We start from the raw sequence: 21,087 nt of genomic DNA, 5'->3' as shown, positions 1-21,087 counted from the left end.
GGACACCCCTGTTGATTTCGGACCTTCTTTCAACGAATTATTATTTTTCTCCCCGTTTGGAAATTATTTAATTCCTGCATGTGATGCTTCATCCCGGACTATGTCAGAAGACAGGTCCGGTATGAACAGACGTTCAGTCCTGAAAGCAACCGGTGCCCTCGGTGCCGTCTTCGGACTCAGTGGCGTTGCCTCCGGCACGCCCGGACGGGAACCAGGGCCGAAAAAGAACGAGATCGTCGTCGGCGTCGGTGCGTCGGTCGCGAGTGCGGAAGCTGCAGTCGAATCGAACATTCCGAGCAACGCGGAGATCGTACACACCAACGATACGCTCGGCTACGCGGCGGTAGAGTTCCCCGAGGCTGCGGCGGCCGAAGCCAAGGAGAACTTCAAACGGCAGGTCCTCGACGCGGACGGCGTCGAATACGCCGAGGAGAACGTCACCTTCGAGGCCCTCGAGATGGAGTCGCTGGAATCCGACGACGACGCTTCGACCAGCGACGTCGAACCGGAGTACACGCCGAACGATCCCTACTACAGCAGTCAGTACGCGCCCCAGCAGGTCAACTGTGAGGGCGCTTGGGAGAAAACGCTGGGCGACTCGGACGTCACGATTTCGATCGTCGACCAGGGGATCCAGTACGACCACCCGGACCTCGCGGAGAACATGGACGGCAGCGTCTCCAACTCCGGGTACGACTTCGCCGACCGGGATAGCGATCCCTATCCTGAAAGCGGCAACGAGGACCACGGGACCCACGTCGGCGGTATCGCGGCCGGTGCCACGGACAACGGCGAGGGCCACGCCGGCATCTCGAACTGTTCGCTGCTGTCGGCACGAGCGCTGGACACCAGCGGCGGCGGATCGCTGACGGACATCGCCGACGCGATCCAGTGGTCGGCCGACCAGGGTGCCGACATCATCAACCTGTCGCTCGGTGGCGGCGGCTCCACGAACCTCATGGCGGAGGCCTGCGAGTACGCCTATTCGCAGGGTTCGCTGATCGTGGCCGCAGCCGGAAACGGGTACGGAAACCCCGTCTCGTATCCGGCCGCCTACGACACGGTCGTTGCCGTCTCCTCGCTCGACGAGGGCGAGACGCTGTCGAACTTCTCGAACGTCGGTCCGGAGATCGAGTTGGCAGCCCCCGGTGGCAACGTCCTGTCGTCGGTCACCTGGAACGATTACGCCTCCTACTCCGGGACGTCGATGGCCTCGCCGGTCGTCGCGGGGGTCGCCGGCCTCGCCCTGTCGGCGTGGCCGAACCTCTCGAACGACGAACTCCGGGAACACCTGCAACAGACCGCCGTCGACGTGGGTCTCGCCCCCGAAGAACAGGGGTACGGCCGCGTCGACGCCAACAACGCGGTTCACACCGATCCCGGGACGGAGCCCGATCCCGACCCGGACCCGGATCCGGAACCGGGCGACTGTGGCGACGAAGTCAACACCGCAAGCGCCCAGGGTGAACTCAGCGGCGGCTGGTGGGGCAACCCGAGCGACACCTACTCCTACTCGCTCCAGACGGCCGATCCGTGCCACGCGACGGTTACTCTCGACGGACCGTCCGGCGCGGACTTCGACCTGTACCTGACGCTCGACGGTCGCCAACCGACCACTTCCGACTACGACGAGGGTTCGACGACCCCCAGCGGCGACGAGGAGATCGAGGTCGAACTCTCCGGCGACGAGGAACTCGGCATCCTCGTCGATCGCTACAGCGGCAGCGGCACCTACACGCTGTCGCTCGAGGAACTCGGCAAGTGATCGACTGCAGGTCGATCCGGGATCGACTGCCAGCCCACTTCGAGTGAGCTATTTTTCGGATCTACGTGCCGTAGACGGCCGTGGTCGACGGGATCGGTCGCATCGAACGGTTGCGATCAGTCGTCGGTTTTCGAGTCGCGGTTTCCGACGGACGTCTCGCCCGACTCCATCGTGGCTTCGTCGACGACGTCGATTGAGACGCCGGCGTCCATCCCGCGTTTCTCGGCGTCGCCGAAGCCGGCACTGAGGACGCGCGTGAGTGCGTCCTCGACGTCCTCGTCGAGTTCCTGGTAGCGATCCGGCTCGACTTCGATGACGTAGCCGGTCGTGATGTTCGGCGAGGTCGGCAAAAAGAGCACGTCTCGTCCGTCGTCGGTCGATCGACCGGTCTTGAACGCCGTCATCCGCAGTCCGTCCCAGACCTCGAGTTTGACCGGTTCCTGGAGGGACTCCTGTTCGCCGAAGGCGGTTTCGGCCGCCATCTTCGACGCGTTGTAGATGACGCGCATGATCGGCAGGCGGTTCGCGATGCCGTCGACGATGTGTTCGACCAGTCCGCCGATGGTGGTCCGCATCAGATAGCCGACCGACAGCGTCAGGATCGCGAAGACCGTCAGGATGATGACGACCCGGAGGAACTGGGCGACCTGTTCGCGGGTCTGCTGGGCCTGCTCACCCTGTCCCGGAATCACCGGCTCGAGCACGCCGGGTTCGAGGATGACGCCGGGGGTGAGCCCGGCGACGAGTCCGTACACCCAGTAGATGACGTACAGGGTGATGAGTATCGGGCCGAGAACGACCAGCCCGCTCGCGACGTCCCGTTTCCACGAGGCCATGTAGGGACACTCTCACGGGGCCGTAATGAGCGCTTCCCTTTAGCGACCGAGAAGAGCGCGTCCGGCGAGGATGAGGTTTTCTTTCCGCTCGGACAGTCGTCGGTAGAAGTACGACAGCCACCGGTCACCGTAGGGGACGTACTGGGCCACCTCGTAGTCGGTCGCGAGGTCGTACTGTCGCGACTCGCGGACGCCCATGAGCATCTGGATCTCGAAGTCGGTCCCGTACTCCTCGTGGCAGTCGATAGCGTGGTCGATCATCGCGGGGTCGTGACTCCCCACTGCGATGCCGCCGTCGAACTCCTCGAATGCGTAGGTGAGCAACGTCTCGAGTTCCCGATCGATCCGTTCGGGGTCCGTGTAGGCGACGTCGGCCGGTTCGTCGTAAGCCCCTTTGACGAACCGAACCTTGCCGGGGACGTCCGCGAGGCGCTCGGCGTCCTCCCGGGTCCGCCTCAGGTTCGCCTGGAGGCAGACGCCGACGCCAGCCTCGGCGTCCGAAGACGGCTCCGTCCCGTACTCCTCTGCGAGGTCGACGTACGCCTCGAGCGTCGCGTCGGTCGTCGTGTGGTCCTCCATGTCGATCCAGACGAAGACGTCGTGCTCAGCCGCGGCGGCGACGACCGACTCGAGGTGGTCCCGGAAGACGGCCTCCCCGACGTCGAGTCCCAACTGCGTCGGCTTGACCGATATGCAGGCGTCCAGCGGCGAGGTACCGATATCGCGAACCAGTTCCCGGTACTCCTCGGCGTCCGCACGGGCGGACGCCCGGTCGTCGTAGTGTTCCCCGAGCAGATTGACGATAGCGCTGACCTCGCGTTCGTTGATCGTCCGGACGTGCTCGAGCGCCACCGCCGGCGACTCTCCCGCGACGAACCGACGCGCAAGTGGCGGGATCATGCGTAGGGTTCGGACCGGAGACAGTATGGAACTTTTGAACGTTCACGGTCCGTGGATCGACGACCGTCTCCCGGTTCACGGTCGTCGGTGACTGTCGATTCACGGTCGCCGGTGACTGTCACGCGAGTCGGCACTACCGAACCCCGTACTCGAGGCGACCTCGAGCCGAAGCCGGTAGCTCCTGGCACGACTGCGGCCGTTGGACATCGGGAATCGAACGCGTTACTGCGCCGACGCCGTAGACGCGGCGAACTCTTGTGTATGCGACTCGTAGACGCACCGTGAGCATCATCGCCGAATTCTCGGTCAAGTCCACCGACCTCGCGTTGCATCACGCGCTGACGGCGGTTCCCCGGATGGTCGTCGAGATCGAGCAAGTCGTCGCGACGATGGAGGACCGCGTGATGCCGTACTTCTGGGTGACGGGCGGCGATCAGGAGACGTTCGAGTCAGCCTTTCACGAGGACGAGTCCGTTCGACGCGTTACCGTGGTCGACGAGGTGGACGACGCCCGGTTGTATCGGGCCGAGTGGACCCAGAACGTCGAGACGATCGTCTACGCCTACGTGGAACTCGGGGCGACGATCCTGCAGGCCGTCGGGAAAGCCGACCGCTGGGAGTTACGCATGCGATTCGACGACCGGGACAGCCTCTCACAGTTTCAGGATTACTGTTCGGGGAACGACATCTCGTACGACCTCAAACGGATCCAGGAGCAGGAACAGCCGATGGCGAGCGCCCAGTACGATCTCACGACGAAACAACGGGAGACGCTGGTCACCGCGCTCGAGGCGGGCTACTACGAGGTCCCCCAGGAAGTGACGATGAGCGACCTCGCGGATCGACTGGAGATCTCCCAGCAGGCCCTCTCGAAACGGTTTCACGCCGCCTACCGGAACCTCATCACGAGTACGCTGACGATCAGCCACCCCGAGGAGTGATCGACCGCCGGGCGTGGACCCACAGCGTCGCCAACTGCACGTGGTCAATACAACCTGGCTCCTCTTCCCCGCAGCACCGCTCGGTACACCTATGGTTGGGTCACAGCAGAACCACGAAACCGTCACCACCACCTTCGAGCTACTCGCTCACCACCGTCGTCGCCACGCGCTCCAGTGTCTCCGCGAGCACGACACCCCGATGGCGCTGGCCGATCTGGCCGACGAGGTCGCCGTCCGCGAGTACGACGCGGCGCTTCCCGACATCGACGCCGAGGACGTGACGCGCGTCTACCTGTCGCTGTATCACACGCACGTCCCGAAACTGGCCGACGCGGACTGCGTTCGCTACAGTCAAGCACAGGATTCGGTGACGTTGCGGGCGTCGTCCGCGGCGTTCGAAGGCCTCCGGCCGTATCTCGAGTCGAACCCCCAGTTCGTCACGTAGCGGACGGGACGGCTCGAAGACCGACTCGAGGAGACCGATAGCCCGTTCGCGGACCAGTAGCCCCGTTTTTCGTCCCGTCGACGCCCCTATGTCACCACCACCGAACGATCACGCCGATCGAAACGAAGGAACGCCCGCGTCGGAACCCAGCGGTGCGGACGGACCGACCGTCGTGTTCGAGTTCGTCGTCCCGAGCGAGGCGATCGGTCTCGAGGCCGCGTTACGCGAGTTTCCGGACCTCGTCGTCGAAGCCGAACGGTTCGTCCCCACGACGGATCCGCCCCTCCCGTATCTCTGGACGAACGAGCAACCGCCACCGCGGTTCACGACGGCGGCCGAAACGGATCCGCGGGTGAGCCGCGCGAGCCGGATCGCAACGTTCGATGACGCCGCCCTCTACCGGTTCGAGTGGGATCGATCCGACGGCGAGTTGCTCTCCTGGTGTGCGAACAACCAGGACAAGACGACGCTGCTGAAAGCGAGCGGTCACGGTGACGAGTGGCGGCTGAAAATCCGCTTTCTCTCCCACGAGGACCTCTCCGACTTTCAGGACGTGCTCTCCGACTGCGACCACGGGTACCGCGTCGTTCGGCTCTACGAACTCGAGGCCCCGAAGCTGGGGCAGTACAACCTCACGGCGAAACAGCGGGACGCCGTCCTCCGCGCCCTGGAGATGGGCTACTTCTCGGTCCCCCGCGAAACGACGCTCGAGGAGGTCGCGGACGCGCTCGGGATTTCCCCGAAATCGGCGTCCGAACGCCTTCGCCGGGGCCAGACGAACCTCGTCAGCAACACCCTGAACATCGGTCGGACGACCGGGATCGGACTCCCGGATTCCTGAGGGAGTGGACGACCCGCGGCGAACGCGTGGCCCGTCGTCGATCGACTATATAAATGGCTCAGCACGTGGGGGCGACGAGGTATCCCCCGTGGCCGTCCACGTACTGTATGGATTCCCCGTCAGACCTCCCCGTCGCCAGCCGCTCCGAACCGGTCCACTCCTTCGACTGGCACGACAGCCCCACCGTCAGTTACGCTGTCGTGATGGCGGTGAGCGAGGTTACCGACGCCGCCCCGGACGCGCTCGAGCCGCTGTACGACGCGCTCGATCCGGACGCGCTGAACCGACTCCTCGAGCACTGGTCGGCCCGTCCCGGCGACGCGGGCGGCTCCCTCGAGTTCGAATACGGCGCGTATTCGATCGTCGTGGAGGCGAACGGTCGTGGCTACGTCTTCCAGTGAGGGTTCCAAAACCGACGGACAGGAGTCAGAATCGGCAACGTCGGCTCGAGTAGCGGCCGGAGCCCGCTCTGGGGGCCGCCTCGATCAGAAGATCATGTAGTCGCGCTCGTCGTTCTGGACGGAGATCCACTTGGGTTCGGTCAGTTCCTGAACGATCCACTCGCCGTGGTACCGACCCAGGCCTGACTGTTTGACGCCGCCGAACGGCGCGTTGTGGTCCTCGTTGATCGGCTGGTCGTTGACGTGGACCATCCCGGCCTCGATTCGGTCTGCGAGCTCGCGGGCGCGCGTTTCGTCCTCGCAGAAGACCGACGCGGAGAGGCCGTACTCGGTGTCGTTGGCGAGTTCGATCGCCTCCTCGTCGTCGGAGAAGGGAATCACGGGTGCGACGGGACCGAAGTGTTCGTTACACGCGGTCGGCATGTCGTTGGTACAGTCCGAGAGCACCGTCGGCTCGACGAACAGGCCGTCGGCGTCGCCGCCGGTCTCGAGGGTCGCCCCGGCCTCGACCGACTCCTCGACGAACGCGAGGATGTCGTCGCGCTGCGTCTCGTTCTGGACGGGGCCGAACGTGACCGACTCGTCTTCGGAGGGGTCGCCCACGTACAGCGATTCGGCGTGCTCGACCAGCCGATCGACGTACTCGTCGTAAAGGTCCTCGTGGACGAGGTGGCGGTTGATCGAGATACAGACCTGCCCCTGGTGGAAGAACGACCCGAAAGCGCCGGCCTTGGCGGCCACCTCGAGGTCCGCGTCGTCGGTGACGACGAAGGGGGCGTTGCCGCCGAGTTCGAGGGCGGGTAGTGCGAGGCTCTCGCCGGCGTTTTTCGCGACGTTCTTGCCGACGCTCGTCGATCCGGTGAAGGAAATCACGCGCGGCGTGGGGTGGCCGGTCATCCGGTCGCCGATGTCGGAGCCGCGGCCGGTGACGACGTTGACGACGCCGTCGGGGACGCCCGCGGCCTCACAGAGTTTCGCGATGAGGAGGCCGCCGGTGATCGGCGTGTCCGACGCGGGCTTGAGGACGACGGTGTTACCGAGTGCAATCGCCGGCGCGAGCGCGCGCATCGAGAGGTGGAACGGGAAGTTCCACGGCGAGATGATCCCGACGACGCCGACCGGTTCGTAGACGACGTGGTTGTCCTTGGCCTCGATCGAGGTCGATGGGCGAACTTCTTCCTCGGGGGGTTCGAGTTCGAGTGCCATCTCGACGTCACCGGTCGCGCTAGCGAACTCCGCCGTCGCGCGGAACGACGGCGTCCCGGCCTCGGTCGCGAGCAACTGGGTGATCTCGTCGTAGCGGTCGTTGATCTCCTCGAGGAGGTTCTGTACGATCTCGTTGCGCTCCTCGCGGGGACGTGCGGCCCACTCGGACTGGGCCGCCTCTGCCGCGTCGTAGGCCGCGTCGACGTCGTCGACCGTCGCGGCCGGGACCTCGGCGAACGCCTCCTGCGTCGCCGGGTTCTCCACCGTGATCGTCTCGCCGCCGGTCGCTTCGACCCACTCGCCGTCGATGTACTGTCGGTCCCAGTCGGCCTGGGGCTCGAGCGTAAGGCCGCTCATACGTTCGAACGGTACGTTAGTTTTAGGTTTATAGCTTCGGCAACCGGTTACGATAGATGCGTCGGTTGATCCGTCTGCGGACTGGCGGGTCGACGAAAAGACATTACTACCCGGCGGATGACCGCTCTGGTATGCCGCTGTCGAAGCCGCCGCTGTGGGAGCGTCACAGCGAGCGCGAGGCGAAGTTCACGGAGTTCGGCGGCTGGGACATGCCCGTCGAGTTCGACTCGATCCGGACGGAACACGAGGCCGTCCGCGAGGACGTCGGCATCTTCGACGTCTCACACATGGGCCAGATCCACGTCACCGGCCCGGACGCGACCGAACTGATGCAACGGCTCACCACGAACGACGTCACGCGGCTCGCGGTCGGCGACTCTCAGTACGCGGCGATCACCGACGAGGACGGCACCATCGTCGACGACACTGTCGTTTACCGACTCCCAGACGGGGACGGTGCGGCGGCAGACTCAGACGAGCCGAGCTACCTGTTCGTCCCCAACGCCGGGACGGACGAGGCGGCCCACGAACGCTGGATCGGCTACCGCAACGAGTGGGACCTCGAGGCGACCGTCGACAACCGGACCGACGAGTTCGCGATGTTCGCCGTGCAGGGGCCGGCGGCTCCGGACCTCGTCGAATCGGTCGCCGAGGAGTCGGTGATCGACCGCTCGCGATTTGAAGCGACCTACGCGACGTTCGACGGCGTCGAGTGCTGGACCGCCCGGACCGGCTACACCGGCGAGGACGGTTTCGAGTTGCTCGTCCCGACGGCAGAAGCCGAACGGGTCTGGTCGCTGTTCGACTGCCAGCCATGCGGACTGGGCGCTCGAGACACCCTTCGTATCGAGGCCGGCCTCCTGCTGGCCGGCCAGGACTTCGATCGGGAGTCGAACCCGCGGACGCCCTACGAGGCGGGCATCGGCTTCACGGTCGCCCTCGAGACCGAGTTCGTCGGCCGCGACGCGCTCGAGCGAGCGAACGACGAGGGCGTCGAGGAGCAACTCGTCGGCTTCCAGCTCATCGATCGCGGCGTTCCACGACACGGCTACGACGTGACGAACACCGACGGTCGCGTCGTCGGGACCGTCACGAGCGGGACGATGAGTCCGACCCTCGAGCAGCCGATCGGACTCGGCTACGTCCCCGTCGAGTACGCCGACCCGGGGACGACCCTGCAGGTGGTCGTCCGCGGCCAACGGAAGAAAGCGCGCGTCGAACGGACGCCGTTCGTCGACACCGTCTAACGACCCGCCGAACCGAACGATCACCGAATCGACATCGTTGAAAACCACCACCCCGATCGATACAGCATGACCTTCGACGTACCCGACGACAGACGATACCTGGAATCGCACGAATGGGCACTCGAGGACGACGGCGTCGTCCGCGTCGGCATCTCCGATTTCGCCCAGGACGAACTCGGCGACGTCGTCTTCGTCGAACTCCCCGACGAGGGCGACGACCTGACGCAGGAGGAGGAGTTCGGCGTCATCGAGTCCATCAAGGCCGTCTCCGACCTCTACGCGCCGGTGAGCGGCGAGGTCACGGCCGTCAACGAGGAACTGTTCGACGCCCCCGAACTCGTCAACGAGGACCCGTTCGGCGACGGCTGGATGCTCGAGATCGATCCCGACGATACGGCCGAACTCGAGGACTTGCTGACCGCCGACGAGTACGAAGATCAGATCGCCTGAACCGGTTCTCCGCGTTCCTGATCGCCACGACTCGACACGCCGCTCCGCGAGTAGCTACTCGTCTCGTCGATCGGCCCGGTTCACGGCCACGAGCGTGCCGCCAGTCAGAACTACCATCGCGACGGCCCAGAGCACCCACACGAGCGGGTGACCGACGACGGCCGTTGCGACGAGCGTGACTCCGAAGACGACCGTCACGGCGAGCGTCAGTCGTTCGGTTCGATCGACCATCGTCACTCGAGCGTGACGAGGTGATCGAGCATCTCCTCGAGCGGCGTGGACGTGATGGCGAGCGAGTAGCCGTCGATCCTGGCGAGGTCGGCCGCGTGGTCCCAGAGAGCGTCCTCGTCGATGCCGTGGAGGATCACGGCGTTCGGCGTCGGGTTGACGACGCGCAGCGCGACCAGCGGCGACTCCCCGCGGGTCACGTCGGTGAACACCAGCGCTCGATTGGTGCTCTGTCCGTAGAGCCGGAAGAACTCCTCGCTCGAGAGCCGCGTGATTGCTTCGATGCTGTCGATGACCGTGTGGCCGCTGATGCGGTCGGTGTTGCCCGTCGCGATTTCGGTCGCGTCGAGGTCGTCGTACAGTTGCGAGAGGTGGATCGACGTCGCGTACTCGCGCAGGTCGAGCACGACGTCGCTGTCGAAGCCGGCCGAGAGCACCCGGCCGTACTGCCGAATGCGATCGCCGCCGCGGCGCTCGTCGATGGCCAGTAGCCCCTCGACGAGTCGGCCGACGACGCCGATTCCGGGGCTCTCGCGGCGGCCGCTCTCGTAGTCGGAGATCACCGAGGAGGAGACGCCGAGTTCGGCCGCCAGATCGGTCTGCGAGACGTCGAAGTCGGTCCGCCACTTGCGGAGGGTGGCCCCGGGGTCGTCGCTCAGGGTGATCTCCCCGGCGATCTTCTCGGCCAGTTCCCGTTTCGGTCCGCGTCCGCCCATGTACGGTCCTTGGACGGTCGACCCAAGTAGCTACCGGAGACCGACCGCTGGACGACCGGATCGTCCCGGCGTCCGAGCCCGAGCCCAGTCCGGACCCCCGCGATGGGGCGTACGTTTACGTATGCGCTACCAGTTGGTGCTTCTATGGCCGAGGAGAGCGGGACTGGGGGCGAGTGGACCGATCGATACGAGCCTGTACCGGCGCTCTCGCTCGAGGACGCGCTGTCGATCATCGGCGAGGAGACGCGAGCGCGGATCGTCGTCGCGCTGGGGGAGGCCGTCGACCCAGCCGACGCGCGACCGGGCGTACTCGAGTTCTCCACGCTGATGGATCGCGTCGGCGTCGAGGACAGCGGCCGGTTCAACTACCATCTCGATCGACTCGTGGACACCTTCGTCCGGAAGGTCGACGGCGGATACCGGCTCAATCCGCCCGGAAACCTGCTCTATCGGGCGATCGTCGCTGGCACGCTGACAGAGCGGGAGCGCCTCGAGCCGTTCGGTGCCGGCGACTGTCCAACGTGTGGTGCCGAACTGACCGCGGAGTACCCAGCGGATCACTACCTGTACGTCCGCTGTGGTGACTGTGGTGACTTCTTCCACACCTATCGGCTTCCGAACCGAGGGGTGCGGGATCGGAGTCGGGAAGAAGCGCTGGACGCGGCGGTGCGGACCGGACGCCACGAGACTAGCCTCCTCCGGGAAGGAGTCTGTCACGCCTGCTCGGCACCGGTCGAGCGCGAACTCAGGTCCGACGACCCGGGCGTCTGCGGGCAGCGCTGTGAGTTCGACGTCTACGCCGTACTCGCGTGTTCGGCGTGCAACGCGGGCGGTATCGGGCATCCGGCCCAGGTCGCGCTGACTGCCCCGGCCGTCGTCGGGTTCTTCGCCGATCACGACCGGGACGCTCGTGCCGTGCGTCGCTGGGAGCCAGTCGTGGCCGACGCCGAGGCCGGAACGCGCGTCCACGATGAGGAGCCCCCCGTGGTCGCGGTCCCCTTCGAACTGGGCCAGGAGCGACTCACGGTGTGGCTCGACGACGACCTGCAGGTCACGTCCGCCGATCGATCCACGCTCGCAGACGGGTGACCCCGTTGCTACTGGCAGTCTCCGCCACAGGCGCAGGCCCCTTCGGCACACGAGTTGCACCCGCCGGTCCGGGAGAGAAGAGCGATCCCGACAGCGGTGCCCACGAGTCCGACCGTGACGGCGTCTACGGAACCCACGGCGGGAACCGAGACGGGATCGCCCGATATCAACAGCGAAAGGCCCACCCCCACCAGCGCCCCCGCGAGGAACTTCACGATCCAATCCGCGTCCGTAACGTACTGCTGGAACGTCATCACGACGGGGTTCGTGCGCCCGGTGGAAAAGCACTCTGTGAACGTCGCTTCTGTTCGGAATCGGACACCGGTGACGTGGCCATACGGCTCCGGGGATCACAACCCTCGAGTCACGTTGCTGTCTCGAAGACCGTCCGAACGAAACGGGCGAAAAACGTGGTTCCGACCAGTTCGGGCCGCCGTCCGTGGCGGGCGGACGACGTCGCCGCCGTCCGTGGGGGTATGCGTCCGAACTGACGGATCCGTCGGACTTCCGTCGGGGCGTCGATCAGGCGTTGTTCATCCGCTGGCTCTCGCGGTTACCGCATCGCAGACACTCCTTGACCCGGTACGGTTCGCGGGAGTACTGCGCGTTCTTTTCGCTGGTCGATTCGGTCACTAGCTGGACAGACACGTCGTGAAGGGTATCCGTTTCGCACTCTTCACAGGGTTCGGTCATGCCGTTTGATACGCCATCCGTTGTTGCCATACCCACCCGTTTGCACCACCTTCTCTTATAGCGACAGCAGTGACTTCGCCGTCCGAGACGAGATATATATAGGTGTTCTCACGAACTGAAAACACCGCTCTGACGGTGGAAATTACCACCAGTGGCCGGGAAGCGATTTTTCCACAGGGTGTCGGTCGCGGCGAGTGTGTCAGTGTCATTGCATTCTGCGAACTAGGAAACTCTTTTGGTTCGAGTACCGCTACAACGTATTCATGGACGAGGAGTCCTCCATCGAGGAAATTCTCAACACGATCGGGGACGAGCACGCACGGACGGTGCTCGCCTCCATCAGCCGCGAGCCCGGATCGGCGAAAGATCTGGCCGAGCGTCTCGATCTCTCCCAGCCGACGATCTATCGACGACTCGAACTGCTCGAGGAGAACGACCTCATCAAACATCGCACGCTCGTCGCGGACGACGGGAACCACTACAAGGAGTACCACTGTAACTTCAACAGCACCGTCATCTCGCTCGAGGACGACGAGTACGACGTGCGGATCTTCCGTGAGGAGAACCTCCCCGACCGCTTCTCCCAGCTGTGGGACGAACTCGGGGTGAACTAAGTGCCTGCACGCTCCCGATCACGACACCGCTATCGACGATGATCGACGCATCCGAACTCCTCGACGTGGTCTTGATGCTGATGCAACTGAGCGTCTTCGCCCTCGCACTCGGGTTGACGCTCATCAGTTTCCAGTCCTACCGGGCGAACCCGTCCGACCGACTCGAGTCCGCGTTCATCGGCTTCGCCTTCCTCAGCATGGGGGTCGCACTCACGACGATCGTCTCACAGCTATCGTCCCCCGTGACTTTCTTCTACATCGTCGAAACCGTCCCGTTCATCATCGGTTTCGGGATGCTCTATCTCTCCCTGTATCGCTAACGGACTCGATCGTCGGAACTCCCCGTCGCGTTTCGTCCGGTATCCCGATTCGATCCCGAGCCGCGCGTCACTCCGGCTGCGAGCAGGCCGCCGACTGCCCCGAACGCGATCGGTGACGCGAGCCCCGCGAGTACGACGCCGTACAGCGGATCCGGTCTGACGACCGCCCCGTCGAGGCTCGCCGCGAACGCGACGAGCGCGACCACCGTACACAGCAGGTAGCCCACGGCCACCGTCGCTCCGGCCAGCGCTGCATCGGTTCGCGTCGGCAGTCGGGTTCGATACCGCCGGACGACGACCGCACCCGCGACGAGCAAGACGAGCGGAACGAGGAGGTACAGCACGACCTGGTTCCCGACGCCGGCCGCGACGAAGTTCCCGTTCCCCGGTGCGAGCGCGACCTCGAGGCCCTCGCTGTGAACCTCCACGCCGTGAGCGTTGAAGAACAGCCAGCCGACGAGCGTCGGCCGACCAGCGGCGTCGACCAGCGTCTCGAGGCCGAGGGCGCGAAACTCCGCGCGAAGCACCCCGCCGACCAGCAGGTAGGTGCCGCCGTAGCCGACCAGCCACGCCGCGATCCCGGCGACCGTTCCCGTGCCGACCGGGATCGGGATCCGCTCCGCGTCGGCCATGATCCCACATATCGATGGGGAAGTGCATAATGGTTGTTCGTGCAACGAGTACAGAACGCGGCCGGCGAGCGTCGACCTCGGGTATCGTCCCCACCGCAACCAACTGGTCGGTCGTCCGTCAGATCGTTCGTGGTCGGGAACGGGACGGCGAGTTCCGAGAGCGGCTCGAGGAGGTCGCCTGCCGGTTTCGACATGCCACTACACACTCAGTATTGTTAACATAAATGTGGCGTAATACGACGGACCGGGTTCCTCGCTAACTCCGCTCGGAGTCAACAGACCAGATCCGGGCGATTCGGTCTACGTCTCGGGATCGAACGTCTCGTAGTCGGCGTCGCCTTCCACGTGCAGTTGCGCGAGGAGGCCCTTTCGGACGGTCCGCGACAGGGCGTGGTCGACGAGGCTGATCGGCCCGGGAACCGGAGTGTCGATCTCGCCGATGCCGGTGACGCCAGCGGGGAGCGCGGCCCCCTCGACGTAGTGTGCCGGTTCGGAGACGACGTCCCCGTACTCGTACCAGCGGGTCCAGACGTTGCCGATGGGGTGGGGGCCGCTCACGAGGTTCGGCCCGGCGTTCGCCCAGTAGATGCGGACCGTCTCCTCCGTGTCGGCCTCGAGTGGGCCGTAGTCGCCGTCCTCGGTGAACCGGCCCTGTTCGCCGTTGAACAGGACGTACGTCGGGTTCTCGTCGGCCGCGGCGTCGAAGTCGAAGGTGTGGTGGCCCTCCTCTCCGTACGCCATGTCCGTGTAGAGTTCGTGCTGCCCGAGGTAGTACTCGCGGTCAACCTCGGGGAGTCCCTCCTGGGGTTCGACGAGGATGGTCCCGAACATCCCCGACCCGATGTGATAGTCGTGCTGGCCGGGCGCACAGTGGTAGAAGAACGCGCCGGGGTAGCGGGCCGTGAACTCGATTTCCGCCGCTTCGTCGCCGGGGGCGATGGTCGTATCTTCGGCCCCGCCGCCCGGACCGTACACCGCGTGGAAGTCCATGTTGTGAATGTCCGCGTTGAACTCGTCGGGAACGGTGAACGTCAGGTGAACCACGTCGCCCTCGCGCACTCGGACGAACGGTCCGGGAATCTCGCCGCCGAACGTCATGAACGGGTAGGTGACGCCGCTTTCGACCTCCGCGACGAGTTCGCGCGTCTCGATTTCGATCTCGTGACGCCGCGGCTCGTTCCAGTCGACGGGGTCGGGAACGTCCGCCGGATCGGCCGCGACGGTATCGACGTCCGGTTCTTCCGCCGGACGACTCTCCCCTTCGTCCTCGTCGTCCTGGGCGGAGACGCCGTAACTGGCGAGCGCGCTCGTTGTACCGACCGCGCCGACGGTTCGAATGAGTTCGCGTCGGTTGATGGTTCGGACCACATCGAATCCCTACCTGAGAACGCGAAACCAGTTCAGCCGGAATGTGCAGGCGACTCGAGCGCGGTCCCGAACGACGCGAAGTACGCCACACCGATCGTGACGTCGATGCCGATGCCGCAGTAGCTCCCTCCGTTCGTCTCGAGCGACGCCACGGACGCGGGCGTCTCGCTCGATCCGGAGACGGTCGCTGGGGAGCGACGCTCCGTAGCCGCCAGACACGGCGCACCCCTCCCGCGTCCCACCGAGCGATCGGACCGAGAAGTCGATAGATCGCGACGTAAATTCGGTCTGCTCGACTCACGGGGAACGCGGCGTTCGGTCCCGGAAACGCCCTCGACGCGTAACGCCGGTGGTGGGTATCGTGGTCACACCGGGGAACACTTTTGCTTTTGCCCACCGTAGACGGCGGCATGTCCGACGTAGCGCTGGACGACCGTGGCCGTCTCACGCTCCCGAAGGAGGTCCGAGAGCGATACGGAGACCGATATCACGTCGTTCAGCTTCCTGACGGGATCAAACTGGTACCGATCGCCGACAACCCGCTCGAGGCACTCAGGGACGAATTCGCGGACGTCGATAAGTCGGCCGACGAACTTCGCGAGAAGGCCCGTGACGACGCCATCGACGAGGCCGGACGATAGATGTATGCGGAGACGGATTTTCTCCTCGCGCTCATCAAGGACGAGGACTGGCTTGGGGATGCTGCTGAAACGGTATACCGGGAACACCGTGACGAGTTGTGGACGTCCCAGTTCACGCTCATCGAACTCCTGCTGGTCGCCTACCGGGAGGAACGTGATACCGAACGCGTCGTTTCGAACGCCGCCAACCTCGTCGAGGTACGCGGTGACGTGGAGACGGTCGTGACGGCGGCGACGTACGTGGAAGACCGAGGATTCACCCCGTTCGACGCACTTCACCTCGTCGAATCTAACGGCGATACCATCGTCTCGAGCGACGATACGTACGATGGAGTAGCCTCCCGTCTCGACCTGAAAACGGTCGACGAGTAACGCTCCGCAACCACTAAACGCGACTCGCACCAACCACGTCCCAATGAGCGACTGGACCGAGAAGTACCGTCCGACGACGCTGTCGGAGGTACGCGGCAACAACAAGGCCCGCGATAAACTGAAAGAGTGGGCCGAGACCTGGGACGAGCACCGGGACGCGGTGATCGTCCACGGCAGTCCGGGCGTGGGCAAGACCTCCGCGGCCCACGCGCTGGCCAACGACATGGGCTGGCCGGTGATGGAACTCAACGCCAGCGACAACCGCCAGGCCGACGTCATCGAACGCATCGCGGGCGAGGCCTCCAAGAGCGGGACCCTCACGGGTGGGGAAGCGGGTCGCCGACTGGTCGTCCTGGACGAGGCCGACAACTTCCACGGCAACGCCGACTACGGCGGCTCCCGCGAAGTCACACGCGTCGTCAAGGACGCCAACCAGCCGATCGTCCTCGTGGCCAACGAGTTCTACGACATGAGCCAGTCCCTCCGGAACGCGTGCGAGACGATCGAGTTCCGCGACGTCTCGAAGCGCTCGATCGTCCCCGTCCTCCGGGACATCTGCCGGAAGGAGGGGATCGAGTACGAAGACGCGGCCTTAGAGCGGATCGCCGAGGACACCAGCGGCGACCTGCGCTCGGCGGTCAACGACCTGCAGGCGATCGCCGAGGAGGCCGAGCGACTAACCGTCGACGACGTCGTCACCGGCCAGCGCGACACCACCGAGGGGATCTTCGACTTCCTCGATACCCTCATCAAGGAGGAGGACGCCGAGGGGGCGCTGCGGGCATCGTACGACGTCGACGAGAACCCCGACGAGATGTTGAACTGGATCGAGGACAACGTCCCGAAGGATTACGAGGGCGCGGAACTGGCCGACGCCTACGAGTTCCTCGCGAACGCCGACCGCTGGCTCGGTCGCGTCCGCTCGACGCAGAACTACTCGTTCTGGCGGTACGCCACCGACAACATGACCGCCGGGGTCGCCGCCGCCCGGCGCGAGCCGAAAGGCGGCTGGACCCGCTACGGCCCGCCGAGCTACTGGTCGAAACTCGGCCGCAGCAAGGGGACACGCAACACTCGCGATTCCATCGCCGAGCGGATCGCCGAACGCGAGGGCACGAGCGTCGCGACGGCCCGCCGGGAGATCCTCCCGTTCCTCTCGGCGATGACCCATCACTGCAAGAACCGCGACCTGACGGTCCGAATGGCCGCGACCTACGAACTCGACGAGGCGGAAGTCTCGTTCGTCACCGGCAGCGGGAAGGACACCAACAAGGTCCAGTCCATCGTCGAGGACGCCGAGGAACTGCTCGAGGAACAGGCCGTCGAACACTCGGGAGCGGCCTTCTTCGAGCGCGAGGGGGCCGCCGACGGATCGAGTGTCGAGGACGACGCTGGAACCGACGAGGACGAGCAGGAGACGCTCGCTGCCGCGAGTACGGCTGGAGACGCCGATGCCGACGACGACGCCGAGGTAGACGCGAGCGACGATCCGGCGGACGAGAACCAGTCCGGACTCAACGACTTCGTCTAGCGCTGGCGACTCGACGGCGTCGGGACCAGCCGTTCACTCGTTGTCGGAGTTCGAGCGGGCGCGTCGCCACCGACTCCGGAGCCATCGACCGGTTTTGACGGAGTAACGCCGCACCAGCCTACCGGCTCGTCGCCACGTGCTCGGTCTGCAGAGATACCGCGTGCCGACGACGGCCATCCGAAGCCAGAACGTCACTGCGACGCCGACTCGTCGGGCGCGCTCGGAGTAGCGCAGCACCGGGACGACGACGATCCCGGTCGCGAGCAGTCCGACGACGCCGCCCACCGAATAGACGGACAGGAAGGGGAAAACCTCGAGCGCAGCGACGACTGGCGCGAGTGCAATCGTCGCGAGTCCGCCCCGGAGTGCGAGCGGTCGAAGCGCCACGGACGGGCGGGAGATGGCGACGAGTTCGCGGCCGAGGACGACGAACTGCCAGCCGGCGAACGCGCCGAGGGCAGCGCCGAGCAGGAATATCGCGTCCGGATCCGCATCGCTGGCCCGGAAAAAGAAGCCGGCGAATCCGACGCCGAGGCCGAGCGGAACCGTCGTTCGGTTGTTCGGCATCCAGCGGATCAGAAGCCCTGCGCCACACAGTAACGTCACGCCGACCGCGACGCCGGCGAGCACGTCGATCAGATAGTGGAGTCCGAGCGCGACCCGGGTGAACGAGACGGTCGCGACGAGCACGCCGGCGACGCCGAAGCGCCTGCGCGGCGTTCCGACGGAGAGGAGATACGCCAGCCCGACGTAGACGATGGTCGTGTTGACGGCGTGTCCGCTCGGGAAGCCGTATCCCGTGGCGAACGCCGTCGCCTCGTACAGCGGCCGGACGACCCACGGAAGGAGGTCGGCCTCGAGCAACGGGCGATCGGGTCGGGGAAACCCGAACACCGATTTGAGGCCTTTGTACAGCCCCATCCCGGCGATCCAGACGCCGGCGAGCGTCGCGACGTCGTCCTGGTCGGGGACGTTGAACCAGTACAGAACGGCGAGGAGACAGGCCAGAAACCAGATGTCCCCCAACTGCGTGAGCAACGCGAAGACGACAGACAGCCAGTCCGGCAGCGCGGACTGGATCGCTTCTACCGCCCCGATACCGCGTGCCATACCGACACCTAATGCTCTACCGGGGGAAAGGTCGTCCGGTGTGGCCCGACCGCGGATCGGCGATTCGTTCGTCAGCGCTACCTGAACGGTTAGAATGTGAACACACCGACACTATTACGGGGAGTTCCAGCGTTCGTTCTACTGGTGAGTGGCCAGATGACCGACCCACAGTGCTGTCCGCTCTGTCCCGAGACGTTCGCCGACCGGACCGACCTCCAGGTCCACCTCGAGGTCAGCCACCGGAAGTCCGAGGTCGTCTCCGCGCTCGTCGACGCCGCTGCAGAAGGCACCGACGAGGTCGACGAACGGTCGACGACTGACGCCGCCCGACCCGACGAATCGTCGGTCGCCGGCGACGATACCGTAGAGCACGCCTCGTCCACCGGCTCCGGGCGGCAGTCGTCTGTCTGATCCGCCGTTCGGATCAATTCAGCGCGTTAGTGCCGCGAGACGCTCGAGGAACCCGTCCGACAGCCCCTCGTGGACCGCCGTCGCGAGACGTTCGGGCGGCGGCCCCGACTCGCCAGGGGAGACGTCCTCGCCGGGCGTGAAGCCGTCGCCGACCGGTGGCACCGTCTCGACCGTGTGACCGGTCAGCCGCTCGAGTTCCGCGGGGTTCGTCCGCTCGGCGAGCGTCTCCCCCGCGTAGCCGTTGACGACGATTCCCGCTACCTCGACGCCGCGTCGTTCGAGCGCCTCGACCGACAGCGCCGTGTGGTTGAGAGTTCCGAGCCCGGACCGCGTGACGACGACGGCCGTCGCCTCGAGGTCGGCCACGAGGTCGATCACCTCCTCGTCGCCGGCGAGGGGCACGCGGAGGCCGCCGATGCCCTCCACCAGCGGGAGTTCGGCGTCCTCGATTTCCGTACGACAGGCCTCGAGAACCGACTCGTAGGATAGCGGTTCGTCGGCGACGTCCGCGGCGACCCGCGGGGCGAGCGCGGGTTCGAGATAGCGCGGGCAGGTGGCGGCCGCGGGGTCGTCGCAGACCGCGGCGACGAACCCGGCGTCGTCGTCGGGCGGATACCCCGTCTGTGCGGGTTTGATCGCCCGCGCGTCGATCCCCTGGTCCCGGAGCCAGCGGGTGAGGCCGGCCGTCACGACGGTCTTGCCGATACCGGTGCCGGTTCCGACGACGGCCACGGGGGTCGCGTCGCTCACAGCAGCCCCACCTCCTCGCCGGCCGCCTGGAACGCCTCGAGACAGGCCACGATGTCCTCGTGGGTGTGCGTCGCCATCGGAACCACCCGAATACGGCTGGTTCCCTCGGGAACCGTCGGCGGACGGATCGCCGGCGCGACGACGGTTCGCTCGCGCAAGCCGTCGGCGAGCAGGAGGGCGTCCTCCCGGTCGCCCACGAGGACCGGCAGGATCTGTGAGTCGCCCAGCACCCGGTAGCCCATCGACTCGAGGCCGTCCCTGAGGTGGGCGACGTTGTCCCAGAGGCGCTCGCGGACGTCGCCGTGGCGGGCGACGTGGAGCGCCTCGCTCGCGGCGGCCGCGGCCGGCGGCGTGAGGCCGGTCGAGAAGACGAACGAGCGGGCGTCGTTGACCAGCCACTCGATCAACGCTTCGCTGCCGGCGACGTAGCCGCCCTGGCTGGCCAGCGCCTTCGAGAGCGTCCCCATCTGGACGTCGACGCGGTCCTCGAGGCCTTCGGCCTGGACGACTCCGCCGCCGTTGGCGTAGAGTCCGGTCGCGTGAGCCTCGTCGACCATCACCCACGCGCCGAAGGCGTCGGCGAGGTCACAGATCGCCGGGAGGGGTGCGACGGTGCCGTCCATGCTGAAGACCGAATCGGTGACGATCAGCCAGGACTCGCCGTCGGCCGCCGCCTCGGCGCGCGCTTCGAGTTTCGACTCGAGGCTCGCGGCGTCGCAGTGGTCGTAGACGATCGTCTCGGCGTCGGCGAGTCGACAGCCGTCGATGATGCTGGCGTGGTTGTACTCGTCCGAGAAGACGACGTCCGGTTCGAGCGCGGTGATCGTCCCCACGTTCGCGGCGTAGCCCGAGGAGAAGGCGAGCGCTCGCTCGGTCCCTTTCGTTTCGGCGAGTTGGCGTTCCAGGTCCCGGTGGACCATCGTATCGCCGGTGACGAGTCGGCTCGCGCCGGCCCCGGTGCCCACGACCGAGGCCGCCTGTCTCGCGGCGTTTTCGACGCGTTCGTCGTCGGTCAATCCCAGGTAGTTGTTCGAGGCGAACACCAGCGCCTCCTCGCCGTCGAGGACCGGCAGGTCACTGCCCGCAGCGTGTGCGAAGTAGCCCCGCTCGGCGATCCGATCGACGGGAGCCAGTTCCCGCTTCAGTTCGTCCGCTTCCCGTCGGGCCAGTCGGTCCTCGAGATCGAACCCGCGATCGTCCATTCGAGTGGACCGTGACGGTGA

Annotated in this window: 27 protein-coding genes; 14 read left to right on the top strand and 13 right to left on the bottom strand. The window is 65.9% G+C overall.

The genetic code is table 11. The features are described from left to right. Positions 1 to 121 precede the first annotated feature (121 nt). On the top strand, positions 122 to 1,765 hold the full coding sequence (locus TX79_RS09815) for a S8 family serine peptidase (protein WP_394324994.1): 1,644 nt from the start codon (positions 122 to 124) through the stop codon (positions 1,763 to 1,765). Between the two features lie 116 nt (positions 1,766 to 1,881). Here the strand turns inward: TX79_RS09815 and TX79_RS09810 are convergent, their stop codons facing one another. Together TX79_RS09810 and TX79_RS09805 are read right to left on the bottom strand one after the other, a co-directional pair. After that, positions 1,882 to 2,601: a DUF502 domain-containing protein gene (locus tag TX79_RS09810; protein WP_049927267.1), complete on the bottom strand. Its 720-nt coding sequence runs from the start codon at positions 2,599 to 2,601 to the stop codon at positions 1,882 to 1,884. Positions 2,602 to 2,640: 39 nt separating this feature from the next. Next, a complete protein-coding gene (locus tag TX79_RS09805) occupies positions 2,641 to 3,501 on the bottom strand; it encodes a proline dehydrogenase family protein (RefSeq protein WP_049927266.1) in 861 nt (286 codons plus the stop codon). A gap of 281 nt (positions 3,502 to 3,782) precedes the next feature. Between TX79_RS09805 and TX79_RS09800 the strand changes: the two genes are divergently transcribed. From TX79_RS09800 to TX79_RS09785, 4 genes are all read left to right on the top strand, one after another. Continuing rightward, positions 3,783 to 4,442 (top strand): helix-turn-helix domain-containing protein, encoded by a 660-nt coding sequence (locus tag TX79_RS09800; protein ID WP_049927265.1) that lies wholly within the window; start codon positions 3,783 to 3,785, stop codon positions 4,440 to 4,442. A gap of 91 nt (positions 4,443 to 4,533) precedes the next feature. Continuing rightward, the gene (locus TX79_RS09795; protein WP_049927264.1) at positions 4,534 to 4,887 is read left to right on the top strand and encodes a DUF7344 domain-containing protein; all 354 of its coding nucleotides are present in this window, start codon (positions 4,534 to 4,536) and stop codon (positions 4,885 to 4,887) included. 88 nt (positions 4,888 to 4,975) lie between these two features. Beyond that, positions 4,976 to 5,728, top strand: coding sequence for a helix-turn-helix domain-containing protein (locus TX79_RS09790; protein WP_049927263.1), 753 nt, complete (start codon positions 4,976 to 4,978; stop codon positions 5,726 to 5,728). A gap of 107 nt (positions 5,729 to 5,835) precedes the next feature. After that, a complete protein-coding gene (locus TX79_RS09785; RefSeq protein WP_049927262.1) occupies positions 5,836 to 6,129 on the top strand; it encodes a HalOD1 output domain-containing protein in 294 nt (97 codons plus the stop codon). An 84-nt stretch (positions 6,130 to 6,213) separates the two neighbouring features. Here the strand turns inward: TX79_RS09785 and TX79_RS09780 are convergent, their stop codons facing one another. Continuing rightward, positions 6,214 to 7,692, bottom strand: coding sequence for an aldehyde dehydrogenase family protein (locus TX79_RS09780; protein WP_049927261.1), 1,479 nt, complete (start codon positions 7,690 to 7,692; stop codon positions 6,214 to 6,216). Between the two features lie 131 nt (positions 7,693 to 7,823). On the opposite strand from TX79_RS09780, the gene gcvT reads away from it, so the two are divergent. Then, positions 7,824 to 8,939 carry a glycine cleavage system aminomethyltransferase GcvT gene (gene gcvT, locus TX79_RS09775; RefSeq protein ID WP_049927260.1) on the top strand — a complete coding sequence of 372 codons (1,116 nt, stop codon included), beginning with the start codon at positions 7,824 to 7,826 and terminating at the stop codon, positions 8,937 to 8,939. 66 nt (positions 8,940 to 9,005) lie between these two features. Beyond that, on the top strand, positions 9,006 to 9,389 hold the full coding sequence (gcvH, locus tag TX79_RS09770) for a glycine cleavage system protein GcvH (protein WP_049927259.1): 384 nt from the start codon (positions 9,006 to 9,008) through the stop codon (positions 9,387 to 9,389). Between the two features lie 54 nt (positions 9,390 to 9,443). On the opposite strand, the gene TX79_RS19675 is transcribed toward gcvH, so the two are convergent. Together TX79_RS19675 and TX79_RS09765 are read right to left on the bottom strand one after the other, a co-directional pair. Further along, complete coding sequence (locus TX79_RS19675) at positions 9,444 to 9,620, bottom strand: hypothetical protein (protein WP_195892484.1); 177 nt, start codon at positions 9,618 to 9,620, stop codon at positions 9,444 to 9,446. Positions 9,621 to 9,622: 2 nt separating this feature from the next. Further along, positions 9,623 to 10,333: a helix-turn-helix domain-containing protein gene (locus tag TX79_RS09765; RefSeq protein ID WP_049927258.1), complete on the bottom strand. Its 711-nt coding sequence runs from the start codon at positions 10,331 to 10,333 to the stop codon at positions 9,623 to 9,625. A 144-nt stretch (positions 10,334 to 10,477) separates the two neighbouring features. Here TX79_RS09765 and TX79_RS09760 point away from each other — a divergent pair, with 144 nt between their 5' ends. Next, positions 10,478 to 11,422: a DUF7351 domain-containing protein gene (locus TX79_RS09760; protein WP_049927257.1), complete on the top strand. Its 945-nt coding sequence runs from the start codon at positions 10,478 to 10,480 to the stop codon at positions 11,420 to 11,422. 8 nt (positions 11,423 to 11,430) lie between these two features. Here the strand turns inward: TX79_RS09760 and TX79_RS09755 are convergent, their stop codons facing one another. Next, positions 11,431 to 11,676, bottom strand: coding sequence for a hypothetical protein (locus TX79_RS09755; RefSeq protein WP_049927256.1), 246 nt, complete (start codon positions 11,674 to 11,676; stop codon positions 11,431 to 11,433). A gap of 268 nt (positions 11,677 to 11,944) precedes the next feature. Next, positions 11,945 to 12,145, bottom strand: coding sequence for a DUF7835 family putative zinc beta-ribbon protein (locus TX79_RS09750; RefSeq protein WP_049927255.1), 201 nt, complete (start codon positions 12,143 to 12,145; stop codon positions 11,945 to 11,947). 233 nt (positions 12,146 to 12,378) lie between these two features. Here TX79_RS09750 and TX79_RS09745 point away from each other — a divergent pair, with 233 nt between their 5' ends. Together TX79_RS09745 and TX79_RS09740 are read left to right on the top strand one after the other, a co-directional pair. After that, complete coding sequence (locus TX79_RS09745) at positions 12,379 to 12,729, top strand: ArsR/SmtB family transcription factor (RefSeq protein WP_049927254.1); 351 nt, start codon at positions 12,379 to 12,381, stop codon at positions 12,727 to 12,729. Positions 12,730 to 12,767: 38 nt separating this feature from the next. Further along, on the top strand, positions 12,768 to 13,049 hold the full coding sequence (locus tag TX79_RS09740; protein ID WP_049927253.1) for a DUF7521 family protein: 282 nt from the start codon (positions 12,768 to 12,770) through the stop codon (positions 13,047 to 13,049). Here TX79_RS09740 and TX79_RS09735 read toward each other — a convergent pair. From TX79_RS09735 to TX79_RS19300, 3 genes are all read right to left on the bottom strand, one after another. Further along, positions 13,046 to 13,681: a hypothetical protein gene (locus TX79_RS09735; RefSeq protein ID WP_049927252.1), complete on the bottom strand. Its 636-nt coding sequence runs from the start codon at positions 13,679 to 13,681 to the stop codon at positions 13,046 to 13,048. The genes TX79_RS09740 and TX79_RS09735 overlap by 4 nt on opposite strands. 300 nt (positions 13,682 to 13,981) lie before the next feature. Continuing rightward, positions 13,982 to 15,049, bottom strand: a complete 1,068-nt coding sequence (nirK, locus tag TX79_RS09730; protein ID WP_049927251.1) for a copper-containing nitrite reductase — start codon at positions 15,047 to 15,049, stop codon at positions 13,982 to 13,984. A gap of 32 nt (positions 15,050 to 15,081) precedes the next feature. Then, positions 15,082 to 15,291 (bottom strand): hypothetical protein, encoded by a 210-nt coding sequence (locus TX79_RS19300; RefSeq protein WP_154660496.1) that lies wholly within the window; start codon positions 15,289 to 15,291, stop codon positions 15,082 to 15,084. Between the two features lie 168 nt (positions 15,292 to 15,459). Here TX79_RS19300 and TX79_RS09725 point away from each other — a divergent pair, with 168 nt between their 5' ends. Genes TX79_RS09725 through TX79_RS09715 form a run of 3 tightly spaced genes read left to right on the top strand, consistent with a single transcriptional unit; the run spans position 15,460 to position 17,593 of the window. Next, a complete protein-coding gene (locus TX79_RS09725) occupies positions 15,460 to 15,690 on the top strand; it encodes an AbrB/MazE/SpoVT family DNA-binding domain-containing protein (protein WP_049927249.1) in 231 nt (76 codons plus the stop codon). Next, positions 15,691 to 16,062, top strand: a complete 372-nt coding sequence (locus tag TX79_RS09720; protein WP_049927248.1) for a PIN domain-containing protein — start codon at positions 15,691 to 15,693, stop codon at positions 16,060 to 16,062. Between the two features lie 43 nt (positions 16,063 to 16,105). Then, a complete protein-coding gene (locus tag TX79_RS09715; RefSeq protein WP_049927247.1) occupies positions 16,106 to 17,593 on the top strand; it encodes a replication factor C large subunit in 1,488 nt (495 codons plus the stop codon). A gap of 33 nt (positions 17,594 to 17,626) precedes the next feature. Here TX79_RS09715 and TX79_RS09710 read toward each other — a convergent pair whose 3' ends face one another. After that, on the bottom strand, positions 17,627 to 18,703 hold the full coding sequence (locus tag TX79_RS09710; RefSeq protein WP_049927246.1) for a phosphatase PAP2 family protein: 1,077 nt from the start codon (positions 18,701 to 18,703) through the stop codon (positions 17,627 to 17,629). Positions 18,704 to 18,859: 156 nt separating this feature from the next. Between TX79_RS09710 and TX79_RS09705 the strand changes: the two genes are divergently transcribed. Beyond that, positions 18,860 to 19,114, top strand: coding sequence for a C2H2-type zinc finger protein (locus TX79_RS09705; RefSeq protein WP_154660495.1), 255 nt, complete (start codon positions 18,860 to 18,862; stop codon positions 19,112 to 19,114). An 18-nt stretch (positions 19,115 to 19,132) separates the two neighbouring features. On the opposite strand, the gene bioD is transcribed toward TX79_RS09705, so the two are convergent. Then, the gene (gene bioD / locus TX79_RS09700; RefSeq protein ID WP_049927245.1) at positions 19,133 to 19,864 is read right to left on the bottom strand and encodes a dethiobiotin synthase; all 732 of its coding nucleotides are present in this window, start codon (positions 19,862 to 19,864) and stop codon (positions 19,133 to 19,135) included. Continuing rightward, positions 19,861 to 21,066 (bottom strand): aminotransferase class I/II-fold pyridoxal phosphate-dependent enzyme, encoded by a 1,206-nt coding sequence (locus tag TX79_RS09695; protein WP_049927244.1) that lies wholly within the window; start codon positions 21,064 to 21,066, stop codon positions 19,861 to 19,863. The genes bioD and TX79_RS09695 overlap by 4 nt, the downstream gene beginning before the upstream one ends. Positions 21,067 to 21,087 lie beyond the last annotated feature (21 nt).

Source organism: Halopiger goleimassiliensis (assembly GCF_000455345.1).
In the GTDB taxonomy this organism is placed as follows: Archaea; Halobacteriota; Halobacteria; order Halobacteriales; family Natrialbaceae; genus Halopiger_A; species Halopiger_A goleimassiliensis.
This window is presented reverse-complemented; position numbering and strand designations above follow the sequence as displayed.

Bases quoted from the DNA above. Each gene is read 5' to 3' on its own strand.
- TX79_RS09815 (WP_394324994.1), top strand. From the start codon at position 122: ATGAACAGACGTTCAGTCCTGAAAGCAACCGGTGCCCTCGGTGCCGTC.
- TX79_RS09810 (WP_049927267.1), bottom strand. From the start codon at position 2,601: ATGGCCTCGTGGAAACGGGACGTCGCGAGCGGGCTGGTCGTTCTCGGC.
- TX79_RS09805 (WP_049927266.1), bottom strand. From the start codon at position 3,501: ATGATCCCGCCACTTGCGCGTCGGTTCGTCGCGGGAGAGTCGCCGGCG.
- TX79_RS09795 (WP_049927264.1), top strand. From the start codon at position 4,534: ATGGTTGGGTCACAGCAGAACCACGAAACCGTCACCACCACCTTCGAG.
- TX79_RS09790 (WP_049927263.1), top strand. From the start codon at position 4,976: ATGTCACCACCACCGAACGATCACGCCGATCGAAACGAAGGAACGCCC.
- TX79_RS09785 (WP_049927262.1), top strand. From the start codon at position 5,836: ATGGATTCCCCGTCAGACCTCCCCGTCGCCAGCCGCTCCGAACCGGTC.
- TX79_RS09780 (WP_049927261.1), bottom strand. From the start codon at position 7,692: ATGAGCGGCCTTACGCTCGAGCCCCAGGCCGACTGGGACCGACAGTAC.
- gcvT (WP_049927260.1), top strand. From the start codon at position 7,824: ATGCCGCTGTCGAAGCCGCCGCTGTGGGAGCGTCACAGCGAGCGCGAG.
- gcvH (WP_049927259.1), top strand. From the start codon at position 9,006: ATGACCTTCGACGTACCCGACGACAGACGATACCTGGAATCGCACGAA.
- TX79_RS19675 (WP_195892484.1), bottom strand. From the start codon at position 9,620: ATGGTCGATCGAACCGAACGACTGACGCTCGCCGTGACGGTCGTCTTC.
- TX79_RS09765 (WP_049927258.1), bottom strand. From the start codon at position 10,333: ATGGGCGGACGCGGACCGAAACGGGAACTGGCCGAGAAGATCGCCGGG.
- TX79_RS09760 (WP_049927257.1), top strand. From the start codon at position 10,478: ATGGCCGAGGAGAGCGGGACTGGGGGCGAGTGGACCGATCGATACGAG.
- TX79_RS09755 (WP_049927256.1), bottom strand. From the start codon at position 11,676: ATGACGTTCCAGCAGTACGTTACGGACGCGGATTGGATCGTGAAGTTC.
- TX79_RS09750 (WP_049927255.1), bottom strand. From the start codon at position 12,145: ATGGCAACAACGGATGGCGTATCAAACGGCATGACCGAACCCTGTGAA.
- TX79_RS09745 (WP_049927254.1), top strand. From the start codon at position 12,379: ATGGACGAGGAGTCCTCCATCGAGGAAATTCTCAACACGATCGGGGAC.
- TX79_RS09740 (WP_049927253.1), top strand. From the start codon at position 12,768: ATGATCGACGCATCCGAACTCCTCGACGTGGTCTTGATGCTGATGCAA.
- TX79_RS09735 (WP_049927252.1), bottom strand. From the start codon at position 13,681: ATGGCCGACGCGGAGCGGATCCCGATCCCGGTCGGCACGGGAACGGTC.
- TX79_RS09725 (WP_049927249.1), top strand. From the start codon at position 15,460: ATGTCCGACGTAGCGCTGGACGACCGTGGCCGTCTCACGCTCCCGAAG.
- TX79_RS09720 (WP_049927248.1), top strand. From the start codon at position 15,691: ATGTATGCGGAGACGGATTTTCTCCTCGCGCTCATCAAGGACGAGGAC.
- TX79_RS09715 (WP_049927247.1), top strand. From the start codon at position 16,106: ATGAGCGACTGGACCGAGAAGTACCGTCCGACGACGCTGTCGGAGGTA.
- TX79_RS09710 (WP_049927246.1), bottom strand. From the start codon at position 18,703: ATGGCACGCGGTATCGGGGCGGTAGAAGCGATCCAGTCCGCGCTGCCG.
- TX79_RS09705 (WP_154660495.1), top strand. From the start codon at position 18,860: ATGACCGACCCACAGTGCTGTCCGCTCTGTCCCGAGACGTTCGCCGAC.
- TX79_RS09695 (WP_049927244.1), bottom strand. From the start codon at position 21,066: ATGGACGATCGCGGGTTCGATCTCGAGGACCGACTGGCCCGACGGGAA.